The organism is Flavonifractor sp. An92 (genome assembly GCF_002159175.1).
Classification (GTDB): domain Bacteria; phylum Bacillota; class Clostridia; order Oscillospirales; family Oscillospiraceae; genus Pseudoflavonifractor_A.
On the sequence record NZ_NFGZ01000001.1, the window covers coordinates 25,352 to 44,598 of the forward strand.

Here is a 19,247-nt window from a genome sequence, read left to right on the forward strand (position 1 = left end):
GATGGTGTTAGATGATTTATATTGTGGTAATATCTACCCCGCAGAACAGGTAGTTCCCCACAAAAAAGAATACCGCGAGCTACATAGACACACCGGAGAGCTGCTTACCGAGTTAGAGGAAAAACTTTCTAAAGAGCAGATGGAGCTGGTCAACCAGTTTCACACTCATGTGGTTGATGTTCACTGTATGGAGTTAGAAGCACACTTTCAGTATGGGTTCTCTTTGGGAATGATGCTTATGAAAGAAGTACATACACTGTTGGATGAGTATCCCCGAAAAAATTAGACTTTAGAAAATGGAGGCGTTTAATGTATCTTGTTAGATTTGTCAGAAACGATGAGTCGATCGATGAATTGTACTATTATTTACAGGAAGAAGACGCTTTATATCACATAAGATTATTCAATAATGATGATTCTGGGCTTTATAAAAGAGTGGAGGTTGTTGAATGTATTGGATCATATGAACGATTAGTTCACAGAATTTCACTATAAAAGAAAAAGGAAAAGTAACAATATAGTTGTTCCTTTTCCTTTTCTTAAATTAATTTAGGACAGTAAAATATAAAGTTTGGTCAAATCTTCTTTCGGGGCTAAGACGCTGTATGTAGCCTGGTTCAATAATTTCATTAACAACATTTTTAGGCAAAATTGGACGAACAATTCTATCCGATGTTACGTACTGGCGCCATTTTGAACCGCCAATTGCAAACTCTTTATCCGTTTGATTTCCAAAAGCCATTTGACGATAAATATCTACTACACGGATTTTTCCAGATTTACTGAGTTCCCAAATGCATCTTGCCAAACGTGCAGTGGCACGCATTGGTCGACTCATCGTAGTTGCTTCAGCCCCAGAACCATCAATGAACAAGCGTGAAAAAGCATAGTCACTCCATACAACAATATCAAACGCTTGATCGGCTAAGAGCGGAGACTTTCCTTGTGTTTTCCAGATGGTTTGCATAAGTAGTGGTTTTTGATGATGATAATACTCTTTTTGAAACGCATCGATACTACGACACAGCATTGGCATTTTGTGAGTCATTTCATAATCATTATCCCACATTTGTATTGAGGAGCAGGATTCTTCGAAAATTTCCCTTATGTGGTAGGCATGCTCTTTAACAGAGTCAAACATACCTAATGCACAATAAGATGTGGTGGCAGAACGAATGACAAGTTCACATCCCCACTTTTCTTCTGGTTGACGGCTGGTTTGATCTGTTGGTAAGACGGTAAGTTTTACTTCTAAGGGAGATAAATAATTTCCGTTAGTGTCCTTCACAACCAAATCAATCCCATCAATAGCATCAAAGGAGTATTGCTGGTAAGGCTCGAAAACAGATTCAAAATTGAAGTGCAAATCGCCAGGGTTCTTGTTGCCACAGTTAAATACTTGCTGAATAGGTATTTCATCCGCAACAACACATAATCTTCCGTTAATATAATCTAATCGAATATAAATAGCCGGAATGTTATTGGCCAGCATATAACAAGCTGTTGCGGTTGGGTAGCTTGAATTAAAACAGTTTTTCCCCCAGTGATCGTCAACAGTACGATTTGAATGTTCAATTCCAAATAGTCCAGATGCCATATTTTCCCTCCTGACTTTTTGTAAAAAGACGTCAAATACTTGACGTCAAGATGTAATTTAATTATAATAAAAGAATAGTCGACATCTCGGTATTATTAATTTTTAATTATACCATAATTCGGCTGTAAACGAAAGGGGTCACCATGAGAACAGTAGATTTATTTTCCGGATGTGGTGGATTGTCGCTCGGGTTTCAAAAGCAAGGATTTGATATTTTAGCTGCTTTTGAATGGTGGGATGCAGCAGTAAAATGCTATGAGGCAAATTTTTCACACCCAGTTTTCCAAATTGACTTATCTGATGTATCAAAAGCCGTTGAAGCAATAAAACCTTTTGCCCCAGACATAATTATTGGCGGGCCGCCATGTCAGGATTTTTCTCATGCAGGAAAAAGAATTGAAGCAGGTAGGGCAAGTTTAACAGATAGCTTCGCTGAAATAGTGTCTGTGATTAGGCCTAAATGCTTTGTTATGGAAAATGTAGATCGTGCAAGAAATAGCAATGCCTATTCTAGTGCTCGAAATATTTTTAAAAATGCAGGTTATGGCCTTACAGAAATTGTGCTTGATGCAAGTCGGTGTGGTACTCCTCAAAAGCGGAAACGATTCATCTGTTTTGGTATGCAAAACCAGCCTGATGGATTTGCACAAACCCTTTTTGACAAGAGGATTTCACAAAAGCCGATGACGTTGCGGGATTATTTCGGCAATACTTTGGGATTTGAATTTTATTATAGGCATCCACGAAATTATAATAGGCGAGCAGTTTTTTCAATTGATGAACCCGCACCAACAATGCGAGGAGTAAACCGACCTGTTCCTAAAGGTTATCCAGGACATCCGAATGATGCTTGTCCTGTAAATGAATCGCTTCATGTGCTTTCTACACAAGAGAGGGCGTGGATTCAGACCTTCCCCAAAGATTATATTTGGATTGGCAGCAAAACTGATGTTGAACAAATGATCGGAAATGCTGTGCCTGTTAATTTGGCAAGTTTTGTTGCTGAAACAGTAAAGTTGGCTGTGGAGGAAGACAGTCGTGATTGAAATAGATCAATTCAAATGTTGGTTGAAAGAAAATACCAGCTATTCAAATGCTGTTATTAGTGACACAGTATCACGAATTAAGCGTGCAGATGGAATTCTTGCTTGGCAGGATGATGATATATATTTGTTCTATTTGGAGAGAAAAGCTGAGTACAAGGCCTTATCTGTGTCGGTGCGTTCCCAAATTAAAAGGGCGGTAAAATTATATAGTGATTATCGAACACAAACCTATAATTTCTGAAAACTTGAAACTCCTAGTTTCCTAAGGAATCATATCGTAAAGAGGAGGACAGCTTATGGTAACAATCATTACCGGCACAACAAAAAAGCCAATAGCTAGTGAGTCATTGAAATCCTTTTTTCAAGTTCATACAGAACTTGAAGGCTATCTTTATATAGGATATCCGATTATCGGCACAGTAGATGGAGCTTATCCAATTGATGGGTTATGGATTTCTCCTAATAAAGGTCTCGTAGTCTTCAATTTAATCGAAGGCAAAGATGTTGAAAATTACCAAGATGAGCAGGATGACTGTGCTAATAAAATCGAAGCCAAACTTAAAGGCTATAGGCAATTAATGCAAAAAAGAACATTGTGTGTTGTTCCCAATGTTGTTACCTATGCTCCTGCCTTGAGGAAAAACGACACAGAAGATGAATTCTATCCGCTATGTATAAACGATAAAGAGCTTGAAGAATATATTGACACCCTAACATGGGAAAATGATAGCTATTACGAAAAATTGGTTTCTGTTCTGCAAGCAATCTCTAGTATACGAAAAGGAAAAAAACGCAGAGAAACTACAAATCCAGAGTCCAGAGGTGCAAAGTTAAGAAATTTAGAAGACTCGATAGCAAATCTGGACAATCGGCAAAGTCGAGCCGTTATTGAAACTGTAGATGGCGTACAACGAATTCGTGGTTTAGCCGGATCTGGAAAGACAATTGTATTGGCTCTAAAAGCAGCATATCTACATGCTCAACATCCAGATTGGAAAATTGCCGTTACATTTAATACTCGTTCTTTAAAGGGACAGTTGCGGCAGTTAATAAACACATTTTATATTGAGCAAACAAGTGAGGAACCTGATTGGGAAAATATTAATATAATACATGCTTGGGGCGCACCTGGTGGCGGTGAAAGAAATGGTATGTATTATATGTTTTGTGGGATAAACAATGTTGAATACTATGATTTTATGGCCGCAAGAAACAAGTTTGGCTCAAGCGATCCTTTTGGAGAGGCTTGTAATAAAGCGTTATCTGATGCACAAAAGTTTTTGCCACAATACGATGCTATTCTTGTAGATGAAGCTCAGGATTTTTCACCTTCTTTTTTAAGGCTTTGTTACGAGATGCTTCAGCCACCTAAGCGATTAGTGTATGCTTATGATGAACTTCAAAATCTCCGGTCTCAATCGTTGCCGTCGCCTGAAGAAATTTTTGGTTTGGCCGAAGACGGAACGCCCAAAGTAAGATTCAAACCATTTGAAGAAGGACAGCCTCAGCAAGATATCATTTTAGAGAAATGTTATAGAAATTCTCGACCGGCGTTGGTCACAGCACATGCTTTAGGATTTGGTATATATCGTAACCCACCTGCGCCAAAAGAATCCGGGATAGTACAAATGTTTGATCAAAGCAGTTTGTGGCATGATATAGGATATGAGGTAGCTGACGGAGCTCTTGAGGATGGAGAAAGAGTCGTTTTAAGGAGAACGAACCAAAGTAGCCCAGCTTTTTTGGAAAATCATTCTGACATTGATGATTTGATTGTGTTCAAAAGTTTTAAAACACAAGAAGAACAAGATGCTTGGGTTGCTATGGAGATTAAGAAAAACATCAACGAAGACGAGTTGCGGCCCGATGATATTATTGTAATAAATCCAGATCCGTTAACAACTAAACGAGTGGTTGCACCTATTCGCTCACTTTTGTTTCAGCAAGGAATACAATCACATACTGCTGGAGTAGATACTGCCCCCGATGTTTTCTTTTCTGAAAATAATGATTCAGTAGCATTTACAGGCATATATAGAGCCAAAGGCAATGAGGCTGCTATGGTTTATATTGTAAATGCGCAATCGTGCTTTGATTCATATTTCGATTTAGCAAAACTGCGTAATCAGCTTTTTACAGCTATTACTCGAAGCAAAGCATGGGTCAGAGTATTAGGTGTTGGACCTCAGATGGATGGACTTATTGCTGAGTATCAACAAGTAAAACAGCATAATTTCACCTTGGACTTTATTTATCCGACTAAACCACAGCGGGATCATATGAATATTGTTAACCGCGATATGAGTGATGCCGAAAAAGTTAAAATTAAAAAGAGCAAAGGGAATATTGCCAGTCTAATTGAAGAACTGGAAAGTGGCAGTGTTTTTCTTGAGGATTTGGGCGAAGATAAAGTTGAGCGTCTTCTTGCCCTCCTTAAAGGCAAGGAGGAATAGTGGGTGCTAAACGCAAAGGATGTTCTCAAGCAAATTCAGCAGCTAACTATTGACATGATTGAGTCTGGACTTTGTGATGCACAAAATTTTCCTTCCTCAACGCAGAGTACAGGCGGAATTACTGAAATTGGAATTAGCTCGGCCGAAAATTCTATATTTTTAAAAAATATTTCGTATGCTGAAATGTACGCAGAGCTTTTAAGTAGGAAACACTACAATCTGAAAATGATAGATGGTGCATTAATTACATTGCTATACCGCTTTCAAAATGAAAATTTGATTGCACACCGTTTATCATTTTTCCCTGCCCCCAATCTGGAAGTGTTTCAGAATGAACCTGAGCTTTATATGCAAGATGAGCTATATCTTGAATTTCTGGACAAAAGAATAGTTACAGTGCCATTAAGGTTTGATTTTGACTCTGGTGATGCATTTGTACCGGTAGAGCATCCCATGTCACATTTGACTCTTGGTCAATACGAAAACTGCCGGATACCCGTTTCATCAGCTATATCCCCATATCAATTTATTTCGTTTGTCATGAAAAATTTTTATCGCACGGCACAAACTGTAAGTTCTTGCGAACTAACATCGTTTCCAGATAAATTTCCATTGACGATTCTGCCTGAAGAGAAAACTCTTGTTCATGTTTGCACGCCCGTGTGATTGGAAAACTAATAAGCATATTCGATATGCTGCCATCTTTTACAACAAAACCGACTGCTATCTTTATGGCAGTCGGTTTTGTTGTAAAAACGAAGTTATCTTCTCTTTTTGCTTTTTATTCGATGGGGTGATTGTAGTCGGGCTTTTCCCCTCATATTGTTGGGATTTTTCAGCAGTTTAGACAGGCTAAGTATCCGCATAAACGCCGAGAAATCCTCTGATGCAATTTTGTCGAAGGGAATCTGCATTTGGTCGCAGAATTCGTGGATTACCCGTTCCTCATTGCTACCCAGCTGCATGGCACGGTCAAATTTTTCTTTGACCTCTGTGAAAGATGGCTGCGGATCAGCGGTGGTGCGGTCGGTAATATGGGCCTGACGAATATCCTGGACGATACTGTCCAGATCATCATGGATCGTGTGGCTGAAAAAATCGCTCTCCTTCACCTGTCCCAGCTCCAGCGTGCGGACATAAAGGTCATTTTCTCCCGGCGCATGACTGCGGATCACTTCCTGCCGGGTAGCTTCCAGCACCAGATTCATTTGGGCAATCCGCATATCGGCGATCCGGTCAACGAAAATCTCAATATCCGTCATCAGCCGCTGGAAGTTTCCGTGTGTGGCAATCTCACACAGCAGCCGGTTGTTGATTTTTCCGCTGCTCAATAATGTAACCATATCATCACTCAAATGCAGGGCCTGAAGCTCTGTGTTTGGGTGATTTTTATTTTCCGATAACCCCATCAGGTAATCGGTGGACACCCCGTAAAATTCCGCCAGCGTAGCGATGGCAAAGGGACTGATGTCCTTATAGTCGTCGCTCTCATATTTACTGAGAGCAGATTTGGAAAGCCCTGTCTGCTCGGCCAGCTGCTCCAGGGTCAGGTGCTTATCCACCACCCGCAAATCCTTTAATCGTTCCGGGATAGACAGCTTTGTGTGCATCTACAATCCCCCTCTCGTCAGGAAAATCCTGCCGTTTTCAACCATTATACCATGATTCCATAAGCGTGGAAATATGCTGATTTCAAGCCGTTTTCCATCGTTTTGGACATACGGGAGAGGGCCTGTTTTTTCGGTAAAATGAGTTTTGTCAGGAGACATAGAACCTTGAAAACTGAATGACCGGCTGCAAGGGGTATGACCTTTGGGGAAGTGACGCCAAGACAGGAGCGCACCAAGAAGGACAATACGCCGGGGGAAATCCGGGCAGGAGCGATTGCAGGCAAACCGGCAACTAACACATGGAAAATAAACTTTTAGGAGGTTGATTTTTATGAAGTTGAGTATCCGAGAAAAGAAAGTGCTGTATGCCTTTGCCTGTCCTAATCACCACAACACGGTGACACGGCTGAAATGGCTGACTGCCCTGACTGTTGACCCGCAGGCCAAGCACCGGATGCTGGAGTTGGCCCGGAAGATGGAAACGGAGATGGCAGAAAGCTGGTACACCGGCTTTTATCATCAGCTCCGTGCGGAGATGGACGAGTATTACCATGCCAAGCGCCGCCTGCGTTTGGTAAAGGAAAACACCGAGTATGAGGAGGATCTGTATGACGAAGCTGTCTAAGTATGAGAAAGAAACCATCATCAACTGGAACGAGGCGGAGAACACCGCCAGTATCTACACCTTCAACGCCGATCTGAAGCGCAGGCTGGCCGAGTTCAGCCGCAAGTATCCCCAGCTGTGCCGGTTGGAGCGTAGCACCACTGAGGGCAGCGTGACCTATGTGCTGGACAAGTCCCGCCTGTCCATCCGTCTGGTACCGCCGTACAGTGAGGAACGGCTGGCGGCTGCCAGAGAATACGCCAAACAGCACGGATTTCAGGTCTTGCGGACGGACAAGAAGAGCGCCTGAACCCGGGTCAATTCACAGGAAAACAACGGGTCTGCACCCGGTATTTTTGCGGTGAATTGGTATCGTGATACCCCTGTATCCCCCCCTGCCGGGAAATGCAACAAAAGGAGCATTCAGAGCCGGAGGAGCTGATAGAAACCGCACAAGTGGTGAAAGTCAGCTTCTCCGGGCAGGAGTACAGAGGGATGCAATCCCTTTGTGCTGGGTACAGGGGTGCAGCGCCCTGTTGGGGTCAAGGGGCAAGGCCCATTGGCGGGTTGAGGGCAGCCGCCCCATCGGGTCAAGGGTGAAACGCCTTGCCCAGGGAGAGTTGATGCCTTGCGTCAATTCGTACTGGGTATTACCTGACGCAGAAATCCGCAGGTTTGGCGGCTTCGCCGCTGCTTCCCCCTTCGGGAAAATTAGCAGAGATTGGAGGGATGGAATTTGAAACTGACACGGCACAACGGACGCTCCGGCAAGCATGGCACCTATAATCCCCGGCACAATGACCGCCGGTTTGATGTGGAAAACAGCGAACACATTGATGCCCAGCGAGCTAAGAAAAATGTGTACTGGGACTGCTACCGTGGTTTCACTACCCCAGAACTTCGGGAGAACCCGGAACAGCCGGATTTCAGCTTTGAAGAAATTGAGCGGATGTATTACTACGAGCATTACTCCGACCATGTAGATGCCCAGAATGCCCGAAACGAGAAAACCCGGCACACTGAGCGCAACCGCACGGTGGAAGATCTTTTGAAAAATAACAAGACCTGCCCAGAGGAAAGTATCTACCAGATTGGCACCATGGAAGAATCCGTTCCACCGAGTACTCTGGCACTCATTGTCAGCGAATTTTACGAGGAGTTTGAACGGCGCTTTGGTTCTCATATTCACATTTTGGACTGGGCGCTGCATCTGGATGAGGGCACACCCCATATCCACGAGCGTCATGTGTTTGACTGCAAAAACCGGTATGGGGAGCTGTGCCCCCAGCAGGAAAAGGCGCTGGAAGAACTGGGGTTTGAATTGCCTGATCCGAGTAAACCCAAGGGCAAACATAACAACCGCAAGCAAACCTTTGATGCAGCTTGTCGGACGATGCTCTTTGACATCAGCCGCAAACATGGGGTGCATCTGGAGCAGGAGCCGTCCTATGGTGGGCGGGCGTATCTGGAGAAGCAGGACTACATTCTGATGAAGCAAAAGGAGCAGTTGGCCGTCCAGGAACAGAAGCTGGAGGAGCTGACCCTGAAAATTGAGGATGTAGAAACGCTGGTGGAGGAAGTTTCGGATATTGCCTATGATAAGGCGGTGGAAGTTGTCACCGATACTGTCCGGCTGGAAACCCATAAGGAGGATCTCCGACTGGTGGAGGAAACAAAAAACTGGGTACTCTCGCCGGAACGGAAAGCGCCGCAAAAAGAGCGCGAGTATGCCGCCGCCCGATTGGATGGGGTGATTTCAAAAATCAAAAACGCCATGCAGTCAGCCCTGTCAAAAATCCAGAAGAAGCTGATGCAGCCGGAGGTCAAGCAGGCTGGTAAACAGCAGATTCAGGAAAAGGCCAAGGAATCCATTCTTGCTTTCCTGAAAAAAGCCAAGCAGGATAGCACACAGAGAGAATCCAACCGGAAAAAGCAGCAGGAAAAACAGGATATGGAGCTTTAAGGCATCTGATTTTGCAAAGAAATCAGATGCTTTTCTCTTGAGGAGGTGGGAAGCATTGAACAGCGAATCGCAGAGTTTAGTGCCTGTAACCCGGCAGACCGAAAGCGTGGAATTGACCGTTGAGCAGGTGCGGGAAAATCTCTCCGTCACCGAGAAAGGACAACCGGCCAACACCATTGGAAATTGCCGCACGGTGTTCTGCCAAGATCCGCTTTTGCGGGGTGCTATCCGGCTAAATCTGCTGACCGACCGTGTGGACATTGTGCGGGATCTGGGTTGGCGCAGAAGCACCAGCGCCTTGACCGATACCGATGTCAAATATCTGCTCCTTTACTTTGAGCAGAACTACGGTTTGACCAGTGAAAAGAAGCTAATGGCGGCGCTCTCTATCGTAGCAAACGAAAATTGCTATCACCCCATTCAGGATGTGTTGAATGGCTTGGTTTGGGACGGCATACCCCGGATACGCTCTTGCCTGCATCACTTTCTGGGGGCGGATGAGGGCAACTATGTGGAAGAAATGCTCAAACACTTTCTGTTGGGAGCCATCCGCCGGGTGTTCCATCCTGGTTCCAAGTATGAGGAACTGCTCTGTCTGGTGGGCGGCCAGGGAGCCGGAAAGTCTACTTTCTTTCGCTTCCTGGCTATACAGGATGAGTGGTTCTCTGATGACCTGAAAAAGCTGGATGATGACAAGGTGTTTGCCAAGTTGCAAGGCCACTGGATCATCGAGATGTCTGAGATGCTGGCCACCAGCAACGCCAAGAGCATTGAGGAGATCCGCTCCTTTATCAGTCGCCAAAAGGAAACCTACCGTACCCCTTATGAGACCCAGCCCAAAGACCGTCTGCGGCAGTGTGTGTTCGGTGGTTCCTCCAACACGCTGGATTTCCTACCCCTTGACCGGGCCGGAAACCGCCGGTTCCTGCCAGTGATGATTGACCCGGAGAAAGCGGAGGTTCACATTCTGGAGGACGAAACCGCTTCCAGAGAATATCTGTTGCAGGTGTGGGCGGAGGCTATGACCATTTACCGCAGCGGCGAGTATTCCATGAAGTTTTCAAAGGAGATTCAGCGGCAGCTGGTGGAGGTTCAGAAAGACTTCATGCCGGAGGATACTGAGGCCGGACAGATTCAGGGTTTTCTGGAACACTACACCGGCAATGTGGTCTGCTCCAAGCAGCTGTTCAAGGAAGCGTTGGGACACGCCTTTGAGGAGCCGAAGCGTTGGCAGCTGCACAACATCAACGAGATCATGAACACAGTGGTGACGGGCTGGAAGCCCTTCTCCAATCCCCGAATGTTTGCGGGCTATGGTCGGCAGCGGGGCTGGGAACGAGAGATTTCCGGCAACGAACTGCCCGACAACGAAGACGGATTTGTGGAGCTGAGCGAGGAAGAAGTCCGTCAGCTGGAGCTGCCAAAGGAGTGGATTGCCTGATTTACAGGGCCTGTTGCCCGGTTGGTTGTCGGCTGGTTGCTGACTTTGTTGCTACAAAAGCGGGAGTATGAGCACGACAAAAGCCCGTAAAGCAAGGCTTTTTGGTGGGTATCTGTTCTCTAACAACGAAAGCAACGAGATTTCACAAGAAAATTTGAAAAGTAAGAAACGATGGCCAGACGATAGGTTGCAGGTTTTTCGGAGTCCGTTGCCGGACTTTGTTGCCGATACCCTTTGTCTGGCTTTTCTGATCTATGGAGGTAGCCTATGGAGAAAAACCAAAAGCAAGAAAACAAGCAGAGCAAAAAAGTAAAGTTTATCGTGGTACGGGAGTTTTCAGGTGATAAAACCATGCAGGAAGCCTTTGAACAGCTCATTGAACGGCAAACCTACGAACACTTTGAAGAATGGCTGGAACGCAAGGCAAGCTGAGGGATTTGGTTGAAGAAAAAACAGGGGCATGGTATAATATGTATATCGTGTCCCTGTTCATAGAAGGAGATTACTATGAGCAGGAAAAAACAAGTCAATCAGAAAATCACAGCCCTCTATTGCCGTATTTCTCTGGAGGATGGCGGCGATAACGAGAGCATGAGTATCAGCAATCAAAAAATCATGCTTCGGGACTTTGCCGAGAAAAACGGGATGTTCCAGTATGAGTATTATGTGGACGACGGTTACACAGGCCGTAATTTCAATCGCCCAGCTTTTCAGCGTATGATTGCCGATATTGAGGCCGGTAAAATCGGTTGTGTCATTACCAAAGACCTGTCCAGACTGGGAAGAAATTATATTGAAGCCGGCAGTTATATTGAAATCTTCTTCCCCAAACACAATGTCCGCTATATCGCCATTACGGATGGCGTGGATAGTTTGACCCATCAGGAAATGGACATCACGCCCTTCAAGAATATCCTGAACGATATGTATAGCCGGGATATTTCCAAGAAAGTGCTGGCGGGGCGTATGACCCGTTCCCGACAGGGAAAGTTTTGTGGTGGACAGCCTCCCCTGGGGCTAATGCGTGACCCGGAGGATCGGGGGCATTTGATCCTTGACCCGGAAACTGCGCCGGTGATTCGCAAAATCTATGACCTGGCACTGGATGGCTGGGGTTGTATGCGGATTGCCAAGCAGCTGATGGAGGACAAGGTTCCCATCACCAGAGTAAAAGGAAATACCGCCTGCGATGTCAACTACTATGCGTGGGGCGGCGCAAGAATCAGCCATATCCTGCGTAATCCCTTTTATAAGGGCGCTCATCTGGTTTGCCGGACACACCAGAAAGGGATTCGCTCCAACACCTATGACATTATTCCCCGTGAGGACTGGGAAATCATTGAGGGCTGTCATGAAGCGATTGTGACACCGGAGGAATGGGAGCAGGTACAGGCAATCGTAGATCGCAGGCCACCTATTATGAAAGGAAATGCTTGCCCCTTCTACAACTTGTTCCACGGCATTATCTACTGCGTCACCTGTGGGAAATCCATGCAGGTACGGTATGAAAAGGTCGGCAGAACTGGCAAAAACCGCTTTACCGGCGAGATGCGGGAACCGATTGACAAGGCGTATTATATCTGCCAGACCTACAACCGGCTGGGTAAAAACGCCTGCACCAGTCACAAGATCGAAGCTAGGGATTTGTATAATCTTGTCCTGAAGGACATTCAGGAACTGGCAGCGATGGCGTTCAAAGATGCAGATGCCTTTTATCAGCGGTTGAGCAGCCGGATGGAGCGCCGGTATATGGCGGATGCTTCCGAGATGCAGAAAGAGCGTGAACGCCTGGAAGCCAGGAACCGGGAAATTGACGATATGTTCCTGAGTCTTTACACGGACAAGGCCAAGGGTGTGCTCTCTGAGCAGCGGTTTATGAAGTTGACCACCGCTATGGAGCAGGAGCAGGAAGAAAATCAGAGCCGGTTGCAGGAACTGATGCGAATGCTTCAGCAGTCTGATGCTCAGGAAAGCGAAGTCCGTACCTTTATCCGGGAAATTCGGCAGTATGCCACCATTCAGGAACTGGATGAAACGGTGCTGAACCGGCTAATCAACCGTATCCTGGTAGGTGAAGTTGAGAAAGTTGATGGGCAGAAGGTGCAGGAAGTCAGGATTGTTTATAATTTTGTGGGGGAAATAACTATCTAACTAATAAGCAATAGTAAATGTGAAAGGTATGTGTCGATGAGATTCTATTTGGACCATAATATTTATATTTACTCGCTAAATGATGAGTCAATAGGCCAAGCGGTTGAAACATTAAAATCTGATTCTGTTCAATTTTTGTATAGCCCAGCGCATATTGAGGAGGTGTATACTGCATTTGTTAAGAATGGAAGTAAATATCAGCAAAATATACAGCGTATCTTTGAACAAATTTCAAAATTCACTGATGATATGGAATGTCTGCCATCTGACACACAAATAATAATAAAAAGGGAAAAGCCATCAGATTGCTATAAACGAGTTGCTGGAATTGATACAACTCAACGAATGGAATCTGATGGTAAATATAAGTATCAAATAGATAAAGGGCATTATCAAGAACTTTGCAAACAAGATAAACATTTTCAATCCATATCTACTCTCACATATGATAAAATTTGGGATCATAAGGAAATTATCAATTGTCTTGAGGAACTTAATAGAAATATGCCTCAAATTATTAACCGTCACAATTTTAACGTTGACACTATTAGTCTTGCAATGTTAGGCATAAATAAGATTCTGCCTGAGGATTTGCAAATACAGCGTGGCATGTATGATGAGCTGAAAAAATCACATAAAGCCTTAGAATTTGTGGTGGAAATACTATTTCGCGTGCTTAATATCAGCGGTTACAATGCTGATAAAGAAGAAGCAACAACTATTTCTGGAATTCACGATGTGACGCATGCTATATATGCGACAAAAGCTGATAAATTATTTAGTTCTGATAAAAAATTTGTAAATAAATGCGCCGCAATTTATTACTTCCTTGGTGTTAAAACACAAGTCGTACTTTGTCCGCAAAAGGAAATTGCTAAAATTTTACTTGAATCAAAATAGATTTATACATGAGAGTAATTCGGTAATCCCGACATTGCTTTTAATGAGATTTTATCATAACTAAGCAGATTATAAATTGTTATTGCAAGAAATAACCTTCCTTTTTACCAAGGAGGGTTATTTTTTTGCCCATTTTTGAATTCATCACTTGACATTGTGGCAAAGAGTTGATGTCACAGGACGAGATTGCAACGATGGACGGAGGCAAGTGTATTTTGCAGGTGCGCGGCGTAAGACCGTTTTTCAGTGAGAAATACGACATTACCCGCCACCCCCGCTATAAATACCTTTCCGACGCCGACAAGAAGAACTATTTTGACGTGGACAGGTACTTGACCGCCTTGCGCCGGAAACGGCAGCGGGTGGTTTCGCAGGAGGAAACCTTTGACCTCTACGACATCGACCTGTCGGATGAAGATATGGCCGCCGTGAACGAATGACCGGCGGACTGAAAGGAGTATCGGCCTATGGAATACTCGGATGAATTGACATTTGCGGATTATTTCAGAGCAGAGCAAGAAATCTACCGGGCTATCATTTCCGCTGCGGTTATGTGCCGGTGGATCGCAGAACACGACACCCCGCCGACGAAACAGGAGGCGGAACAGATGGTGTTGGAAGTAAACCGCCAGATGTGTGAAGCATGGGGCGAAATGTATTCGCTGGCCGTGCTGAAATGGCTGGACGACCGTTAATCTCCGGGCCGTCTGCGGATTGTGACGCCGGTATCTGACCGGCGATTTTTCCATCAAAACAACATCACAATCTGAAATTATGGAGGTAAATTTATGGCATTTTTCAATAGCGCAGTTACTACTTTGCAGACCATCGTTGTGGGCCTCGGCGGTGCCCTGTGTGTTTGGGGCGGCATCAACCTTCTGGAAGGTTACGGGCAGGATAACCCGGCCAGCAATGCTCATGTGCGATAAAGTAACACTAGAATTTGATAGACAGCAGCCCATTATTCCAATATTATACTTCGACGCTGAAAACAGTATAATCCACTCTATAAACTATGTTATAATTGGAGCGGCCAATTTAGCTAACAAATATGTGTGAACTACACTTTAATCACAAATTAGTGTGATATGCTGATTGAAAAAGGAGGACGGCACTATGCAGAAAATTTTAATCGTTGAAGACGACATAGATATTCAAGAACTTTTGAGAAATTTTTTACAGGAAGTAGGATATGAAATTTCTATTGCCAATGATGGTATGGAAGCTATCTCTCTCTTTTCGACGATACATTTTGACCTGATACTCTTAGACATTATGCTCCCTAAAATTGATGGATTTACTGTTTGCGAGTTAATCCGAAAGCAATCTCAAATCCCTATTATCATGCTGACTGCCCTGAGCAGTGAGGATGAACAAATCCGAGGTCTGGATTTGCAAGTTGACGATTATATTACAAAACCATTTTCCATGCCGATATTAGTTCGCAAAATCGGTGCTGTACTCCGTAGAAGTTCAATGATACCGGAACAGGAGCACCAAACGATTGCCTATAAAAATCTCGTTTTGGATATGGACAGCTATACCGCTGTGGTAGACGGTGCTTCTTTCGACCTCACCCAGCGAGAGTTTGAGGTATTAAGGGAGCTCTTACTAAATCAGGGACGCGTACTTACTCGGCAAAATTTGTTGGATAAGCTGTGGAAATATGATTTTTATGGCGATGAAAGAGTTGTAGATACTCACATCAAAAATCTCCGCAAAAAGTTGGGGATTGACTTCATCCAGACAATCAGAGGGGTGGGATATAAAATTGATAAAGAAAATTAAAGGGAGCTTATTTGCAAAAATTTTTGTAATCACCTTTTTGCTGACCAGCATTTGCTGTGTTTTGACCTACACCGTTATTTCATGGCTTGTTCCAAAGACGTATAGTACAACTCTTGATACAAACTTAGAAAATACGGTAACTTCATTTATTACTGAATTAGAAGCTATGTCCCCGCTGGAAAGTGGAAAGCTTTTCGATGAATTTCTTTTGAATAATAATGGAGTTCTACTTCAATTATTCGACACCGCAGGAAATGAACTAGAACTCCCCTCACAAGGGAGCACTGAATTTCCGCGTTTGCTCACAGGAGGAATAGCAACAGAAAACGCCGATCCGGCGGCCTATCGAGCGACACATAGCTACCTGTTTTCGTTTACTGGGTCAGACACGGTTTATACATTGACGGTTGCCGGGAGCGCCCATGAAGTTGATTTGCTCAAGGATACGTTGGCAAGCGTTTTTCTAATCCTCTTTTTTGTTATCCTTGCGATAGCCACTATTGCGTCAGTTGTTTATTCTCGCTATGTTACAAAGCCGGTACTGCGTCTTAGCGAAGTGTCAAAAGAGATGTCTGAGTTAAATTTTAATTGGAAATGTAAAGAAGATCGGACTGATGAACTCGGTGTTCTGGCTCACAGCTTAAATGAAATGTCGATGAAACTCTCTGCGGCACTAGAAAATCTGCAAAACGCAAATGCGAAATTGCAGGCAGATATAGAACATGAGCGAGAATTAGAACAGGCACAGTTAGACTTCTTTTCCGCTGTTTCGCATGAACTAAAAACGCCAATTACAATTATCAAAGGGCAGACAGAGGGAATGATTCTGAATGTAGGGGATTATCAGAATCGCAGTAAATATTTATCGCGCTCCCTTGAAATTATCAATACAATGGAGAATATGGTACAAGAAATTTTGACCGTTTCGCGTATTAAATCCTCTAAAGTAGGCCTGCGAAAAGAAACGATAGACTTTTCTGCTTTGCTAAAGGGAGAATACGCTTTATTTGAAGATTTAATCGTGCAAAAGGAAATCGACTGGAACGAAGATATTTCTCCTTCTTTGCATATTGTTGCTGATAAAATGTTGATACAAAAAGCAATCAACAATATTATTTCTAATGCCATTTTGTACTCCCCGGAAAGTAGTTCAATTTATATGAATGCGTTTTCTGAAAATGGAGCGGTAAATTTCAGATTGGAAAACACAGGTGTTCATATCCCAGATGATGAATTACCGAAACTATTTGATGCGTTTTATAGAATAGAACGGTCACGCAATAAGAAAACAGGAGGAAGTGGGCTAGGCCTTTATATCGTCAAAACTATTTTAGAACAGCACAATATAATATACAGTTTGAAAAACACAGACAGAGGGGTATTGTTTTCAATCCAATTTTGAAAAATACGGGGCGGTCAAATTTGATTGCTCCGTATTTTTAACTACACATAAAAAACATATTCGCCACAATGGTATCCCAAACAGTTCTGCTACTATATATTCAGAAACAGAAAGGAGTGTTTCAGAATATGAAAAAGCAAAAAATTACAACTCTTTTACTCACAATGGCGCTTTGTGCATCGGCTGTTTTAAGTGGATGTGCTGCAAGCGCGGCAAGCCAGACGGAACCCAACCAGTCAACTACCAGCTCAACACCTTTGGAGGAAGCGAAAGATAGCGGCACTCCCATTTCCTCTGACGAGGCTTCCTCGGCGCAAGCCTACGAGAATGATGAAGTCCTTTCCTCTGAGGAACAGGCCAAAGCAGAGCAAGAACGCCGGGCTGAGATTGCTGAAAAGTATTCTATCTATGCTCCGTATGGCATGACATACGACACGGAAAAGGATCGTTTCTTCTATAACGGGCAAGTCGTGCGTTACTTCAAGGATCAAATCAGTTCTAATGAAACGAATGGTTTTTCCTATGATGACGGCGTGATAGACGTTGAACCCATTAGAGATGAATCTGGAACCCTGACAGGTCTAAAGCAATCCTCGGACGCTGACTTTAATGCTCACACCAAAGAGCAGGAGGCATTGAAAACCGAATTGGAAAAGGCCGGAATTACGGCCGAAAGTGGTAGCTTTGAACAAGGTGATCCGAATTATCGTGATGACAGCCTGGACGCCTACGCCGAATTTGGCGTTTCCTATGACAAGACTTCTAACCATTGGATGTACGGCGAAAAGCCTATCTATATCCTTTATGACAAGGAACATTACACTTTTTGCGACAAAGGTGTGAGCGACGGCGTTAGCTTGAATGTTGTTCGTGACAAGGACGGCAACATTGAAAAGTTGGTTTCTGTGGATAAGAAAGAATTGGAGCAGTTTGTCTCATAAAACATAAATAGCAAAGCCAGCCGAGCCAGTCAACGGTCAAGATGAACGGCGCATTGCGCCGCCGTTGACAGCCCCGCCCGCCTTTGCTGGTAGGCAATCAAGGGGCGACAGCAAAGAGAGTGCTGCCGCCCCACACTATTATCAGAGAGGGGGAATTTCCATGACCGAAGATGAAGCCTACAAAGTGCATATCCAGTACACATTCAATGCCTTTTGCAAGATTGTCATTCGACACGCAGCCATAGATATAATCTTAAAGCTGCGTCGGAGGTGGGAACGGGAAGTTTCCCTTGACTATCTGATGAATGAGAAGTTTGTCCAGTTTGCCGAGCCGGAGCAGTTTGAAGAATATTTTTTTACTGCCTGCGGGCAGACCGCCGTTCTATACCATGCGGAACTTGCCGCCGCCCTTGCGCTTTTGCCGGAGCAGGCACAGGAAGAAATTTTCCGTTACTATTTCCTGCGCCAGCCGCAGCGCGTGATCGGCGTACATATCGGCCGGACACGCAGCACAGCGGGGCGGCATATCCAGCTTGCCTTGCAGCGACTACGGCGGCTCATGGAGGGAAAAGAGCATGAGTAAACTTCTGCCCTATGAAACAATCGTCAAAGCCCATGAGGGCGACCCGGAAGCGGTAAACGCCGTTCTTTCCCACTACGCCGGATATATCCGCTACTTTTCCAAAGTACACGTGCAGGTCAACGCCGAGGTTGAGGAATATGTGAAGCAACAGCTAATTGCCGCGCTATTCAAGTTTCGCTTCGACCGATAGATTGAAAAACTGAATACCAACTGTCATTAGCGGTGCCACTCAGCAAGTTTACAATTCATCTATTTCCAAGGAAGAGCAGATATAGTATAATAGACCCAGCGATAAACACACATTTATGGAGGTGATACAATGCTCGAAAATATACCATCTCAATCAACTATGACTGAATTGCTCGGACAATCTTTATTTGAAGTATGGCAAACATTATGTTCAGCTATTGATGAAAAATACGATATGGAACGACTTTGGAATACTGGCGGTAAGAATTGGACTTACGAGTATAAATATCGTAGAGGTGGCAAAACACTTTGTTGCCTATATGCAAAAAGTAATTGCATTGGTTTCATGATTATTTTTGGAAAAGATGAAAGGACAAAATTTGAAGATATTAGGGATAGCCTTTCTAATTCCGTTTGTAAACAATATGATGAAGCAAAAACCTACCACGACGGAAAATGGGTAATGTTTGAACCGACTAATATGGCTGAATTTGATGATTATATGAAATTGTTAGCTATCAAAAGAAAACCGAATCGGAAATAACATTTCCAATTCGTTGGGGAAATCTAAACTTGAAC

21 protein-coding genes and 2 pseudogenes are annotated in these 19,247 nt (G+C 44.0%); 21 read left to right on the top strand and 2 right to left on the bottom strand.

All coding sequences use genetic code 11. The annotated features are described in order from the left end of the window. The first annotated feature begins 1 nt into the window (after position 1). Positions 2-286, top strand: a complete 285-nt coding sequence (locus B5G43_RS00160) for a DUF6809 family protein (RefSeq protein ID WP_087232577.1) — start codon at positions 2-4, stop codon at positions 284-286. Positions 287-544: 258 nt separating this feature from the next. On the opposite strand, the gene B5G43_RS00165 is transcribed toward B5G43_RS00160, so the two are convergent. Next, positions 545-1,597: a HindVP family restriction endonuclease gene (locus tag B5G43_RS00165; RefSeq protein ID WP_087257635.1), complete on the bottom strand. Its 1,053-nt coding sequence runs from the start codon at positions 1,595-1,597 to the stop codon at positions 545-547. A gap of 143 nt (positions 1,598-1,740) precedes the next feature. Here B5G43_RS00165 and B5G43_RS00170 point away from each other — a divergent pair, with 143 nt between their 5' ends. Genes B5G43_RS00170 through B5G43_RS00180 form a run of 4 tightly spaced genes read left to right on the top strand, consistent with a single transcriptional unit; the run spans position 1,741 to position 5,762 of the window. Beyond that, complete coding sequence (locus B5G43_RS00170; RefSeq protein WP_242956976.1) at positions 1,741-2,643, top strand: DNA cytosine methyltransferase; 903 nt, start codon at positions 1,741-1,743, stop codon at positions 2,641-2,643. Beyond that, positions 2,636-2,884 carry a hypothetical protein gene (locus tag B5G43_RS17585; RefSeq protein ID WP_242956977.1) on the top strand — a complete coding sequence of 83 codons (249 nt, stop codon included), beginning with the start codon at positions 2,636-2,638 and terminating at the stop codon, positions 2,882-2,884. The genes B5G43_RS00170 and B5G43_RS17585 overlap by 8 nt, the downstream gene beginning before the upstream one ends. Before the next feature lie 55 nt (positions 2,885-2,939). Continuing rightward, positions 2,940-5,096: an ATP-binding domain-containing protein gene (locus B5G43_RS00175; RefSeq protein WP_087257638.1), complete on the top strand. Its 2,157-nt coding sequence runs from the start codon at positions 2,940-2,942 to the stop codon at positions 5,094-5,096. Between the two features lie 3 nt (positions 5,097-5,099). Beyond that, entirely contained in the window at positions 5,100-5,762 is a 663-nt protein-coding gene (locus B5G43_RS00180; protein WP_164488722.1) for a DUF2290 domain-containing protein, read from the top strand. 95 nt (positions 5,763-5,857) lie between these two features. Here the strand turns inward: B5G43_RS00180 and B5G43_RS00185 are convergent, their stop codons facing one another. Next, positions 5,858-6,706 (bottom strand): helix-turn-helix transcriptional regulator, encoded by an 849-nt coding sequence (locus tag B5G43_RS00185; protein ID WP_087257641.1) that lies wholly within the window; start codon positions 6,704-6,706, stop codon positions 5,858-5,860. A gap of 331 nt (positions 6,707-7,037) precedes the next feature. Between B5G43_RS00185 and B5G43_RS00190 the strand changes: the two genes are divergently transcribed. From B5G43_RS00190 to B5G43_RS00255, 16 genes and pseudogenes are all read left to right on the top strand, one after another. Continuing rightward, positions 7,038-7,331: a hypothetical protein gene (locus B5G43_RS00190; protein ID WP_087257644.1), complete on the top strand. Its 294-nt coding sequence runs from the start codon at positions 7,038-7,040 to the stop codon at positions 7,329-7,331. Further along, positions 7,315-7,620, top strand: coding sequence for a molecular chaperone (locus B5G43_RS00195; protein ID WP_087257647.1), 306 nt, complete (start codon positions 7,315-7,317; stop codon positions 7,618-7,620). Before B5G43_RS00190 ends, B5G43_RS00195 begins: the two co-directional genes overlap by 17 nt. A 426-nt stretch (positions 7,621-8,046) precedes the next feature. After that, positions 8,047-9,273 (top strand): serine/arginine repetitive matrix protein 2, encoded by a 1,227-nt coding sequence (locus B5G43_RS00200; RefSeq protein ID WP_087257650.1) that lies wholly within the window; start codon positions 8,047-8,049, stop codon positions 9,271-9,273. A 106-nt stretch (positions 9,274-9,379) separates the two neighbouring features. Next, positions 9,380-10,714, top strand: a complete 1,335-nt coding sequence (locus tag B5G43_RS00205; protein ID WP_087258346.1) for a virulence-associated E family protein — start codon at positions 9,380-9,382, stop codon at positions 10,712-10,714. A gap of 267 nt (positions 10,715-10,981) precedes the next feature. Beyond that, positions 10,982-11,146 (top strand): hypothetical protein, encoded by a 165-nt coding sequence (locus B5G43_RS17470; protein WP_164488723.1) that lies wholly within the window; start codon positions 10,982-10,984, stop codon positions 11,144-11,146. Positions 11,147-11,221: 75 nt separating this feature from the next. Beyond that, the gene (locus B5G43_RS00210) at positions 11,222-12,865 is read left to right on the top strand and encodes a recombinase family protein (RefSeq protein ID WP_087257652.1); all 1,644 of its coding nucleotides are present in this window, start codon (positions 11,222-11,224) and stop codon (positions 12,863-12,865) included. A gap of 48 nt (positions 12,866-12,913) precedes the next feature. Continuing rightward, complete coding sequence (locus B5G43_RS16885; RefSeq protein ID WP_143287912.1) at positions 12,914-13,765, top strand: hypothetical protein; 852 nt, start codon at positions 12,914-12,916, stop codon at positions 13,763-13,765. Between the two features lie 158 nt (positions 13,766-13,923). After that, a pseudogene (locus B5G43_RS00215) lies at positions 13,924-14,205 on the top strand (type IV secretory system conjugative DNA transfer family protein); the annotation flags it as partial. Positions 14,206-14,232: 27 nt separating this feature from the next. Beyond that, the gene (locus B5G43_RS00220) at positions 14,233-14,460 is read left to right on the top strand and encodes a hypothetical protein (protein WP_007047429.1); all 228 of its coding nucleotides are present in this window, start codon (positions 14,233-14,235) and stop codon (positions 14,458-14,460) included. 93 nt (positions 14,461-14,553) lie between these two features. Further along, positions 14,554-14,682: pseudogene (locus tag B5G43_RS00225) on the top strand (Maff2 family protein); the annotation flags it as partial. A 199-nt stretch (positions 14,683-14,881) separates the two neighbouring features. Beyond that, positions 14,882-15,553, top strand: a complete 672-nt coding sequence (locus B5G43_RS00230; RefSeq protein WP_072853762.1) for a response regulator transcription factor — start codon at positions 14,882-14,884, stop codon at positions 15,551-15,553. Further along, positions 15,537-16,955 carry an ATP-binding protein gene (locus B5G43_RS00235; RefSeq protein ID WP_072853764.1) on the top strand — a complete coding sequence of 473 codons (1,419 nt, stop codon included), beginning with the start codon at positions 15,537-15,539 and terminating at the stop codon, positions 16,953-16,955. Before B5G43_RS00230 ends, B5G43_RS00235 begins: the two co-directional genes overlap by 17 nt. Positions 16,956-17,083: 128 nt before the next feature. Next, entirely contained in the window at positions 17,084-17,896 is an 813-nt protein-coding gene (locus B5G43_RS00240) for a hypothetical protein (RefSeq protein ID WP_072853766.1), read from the top strand. 160 nt (positions 17,897-18,056) lie between these two features. Next, positions 18,057-18,479: a sigma-70 family RNA polymerase sigma factor gene (locus B5G43_RS00245; RefSeq protein WP_079697805.1), complete on the top strand. Its 423-nt coding sequence runs from the start codon at positions 18,057-18,059 to the stop codon at positions 18,477-18,479. Continuing rightward, complete coding sequence (locus B5G43_RS00250) at positions 18,472-18,669, top strand: helix-turn-helix domain-containing protein (RefSeq protein ID WP_079697806.1); 198 nt, start codon at positions 18,472-18,474, stop codon at positions 18,667-18,669. Before B5G43_RS00245 ends, B5G43_RS00250 begins: the two co-directional genes overlap by 8 nt. Positions 18,670-18,798: 129 nt before the next feature. Beyond that, positions 18,799-19,212, top strand: a complete 414-nt coding sequence (locus B5G43_RS00255) for a DUF3788 domain-containing protein (protein ID WP_079697807.1) — start codon at positions 18,799-18,801, stop codon at positions 19,210-19,212. The last annotated feature ends 35 nt before the right edge of the window (positions 19,213-19,247 follow it).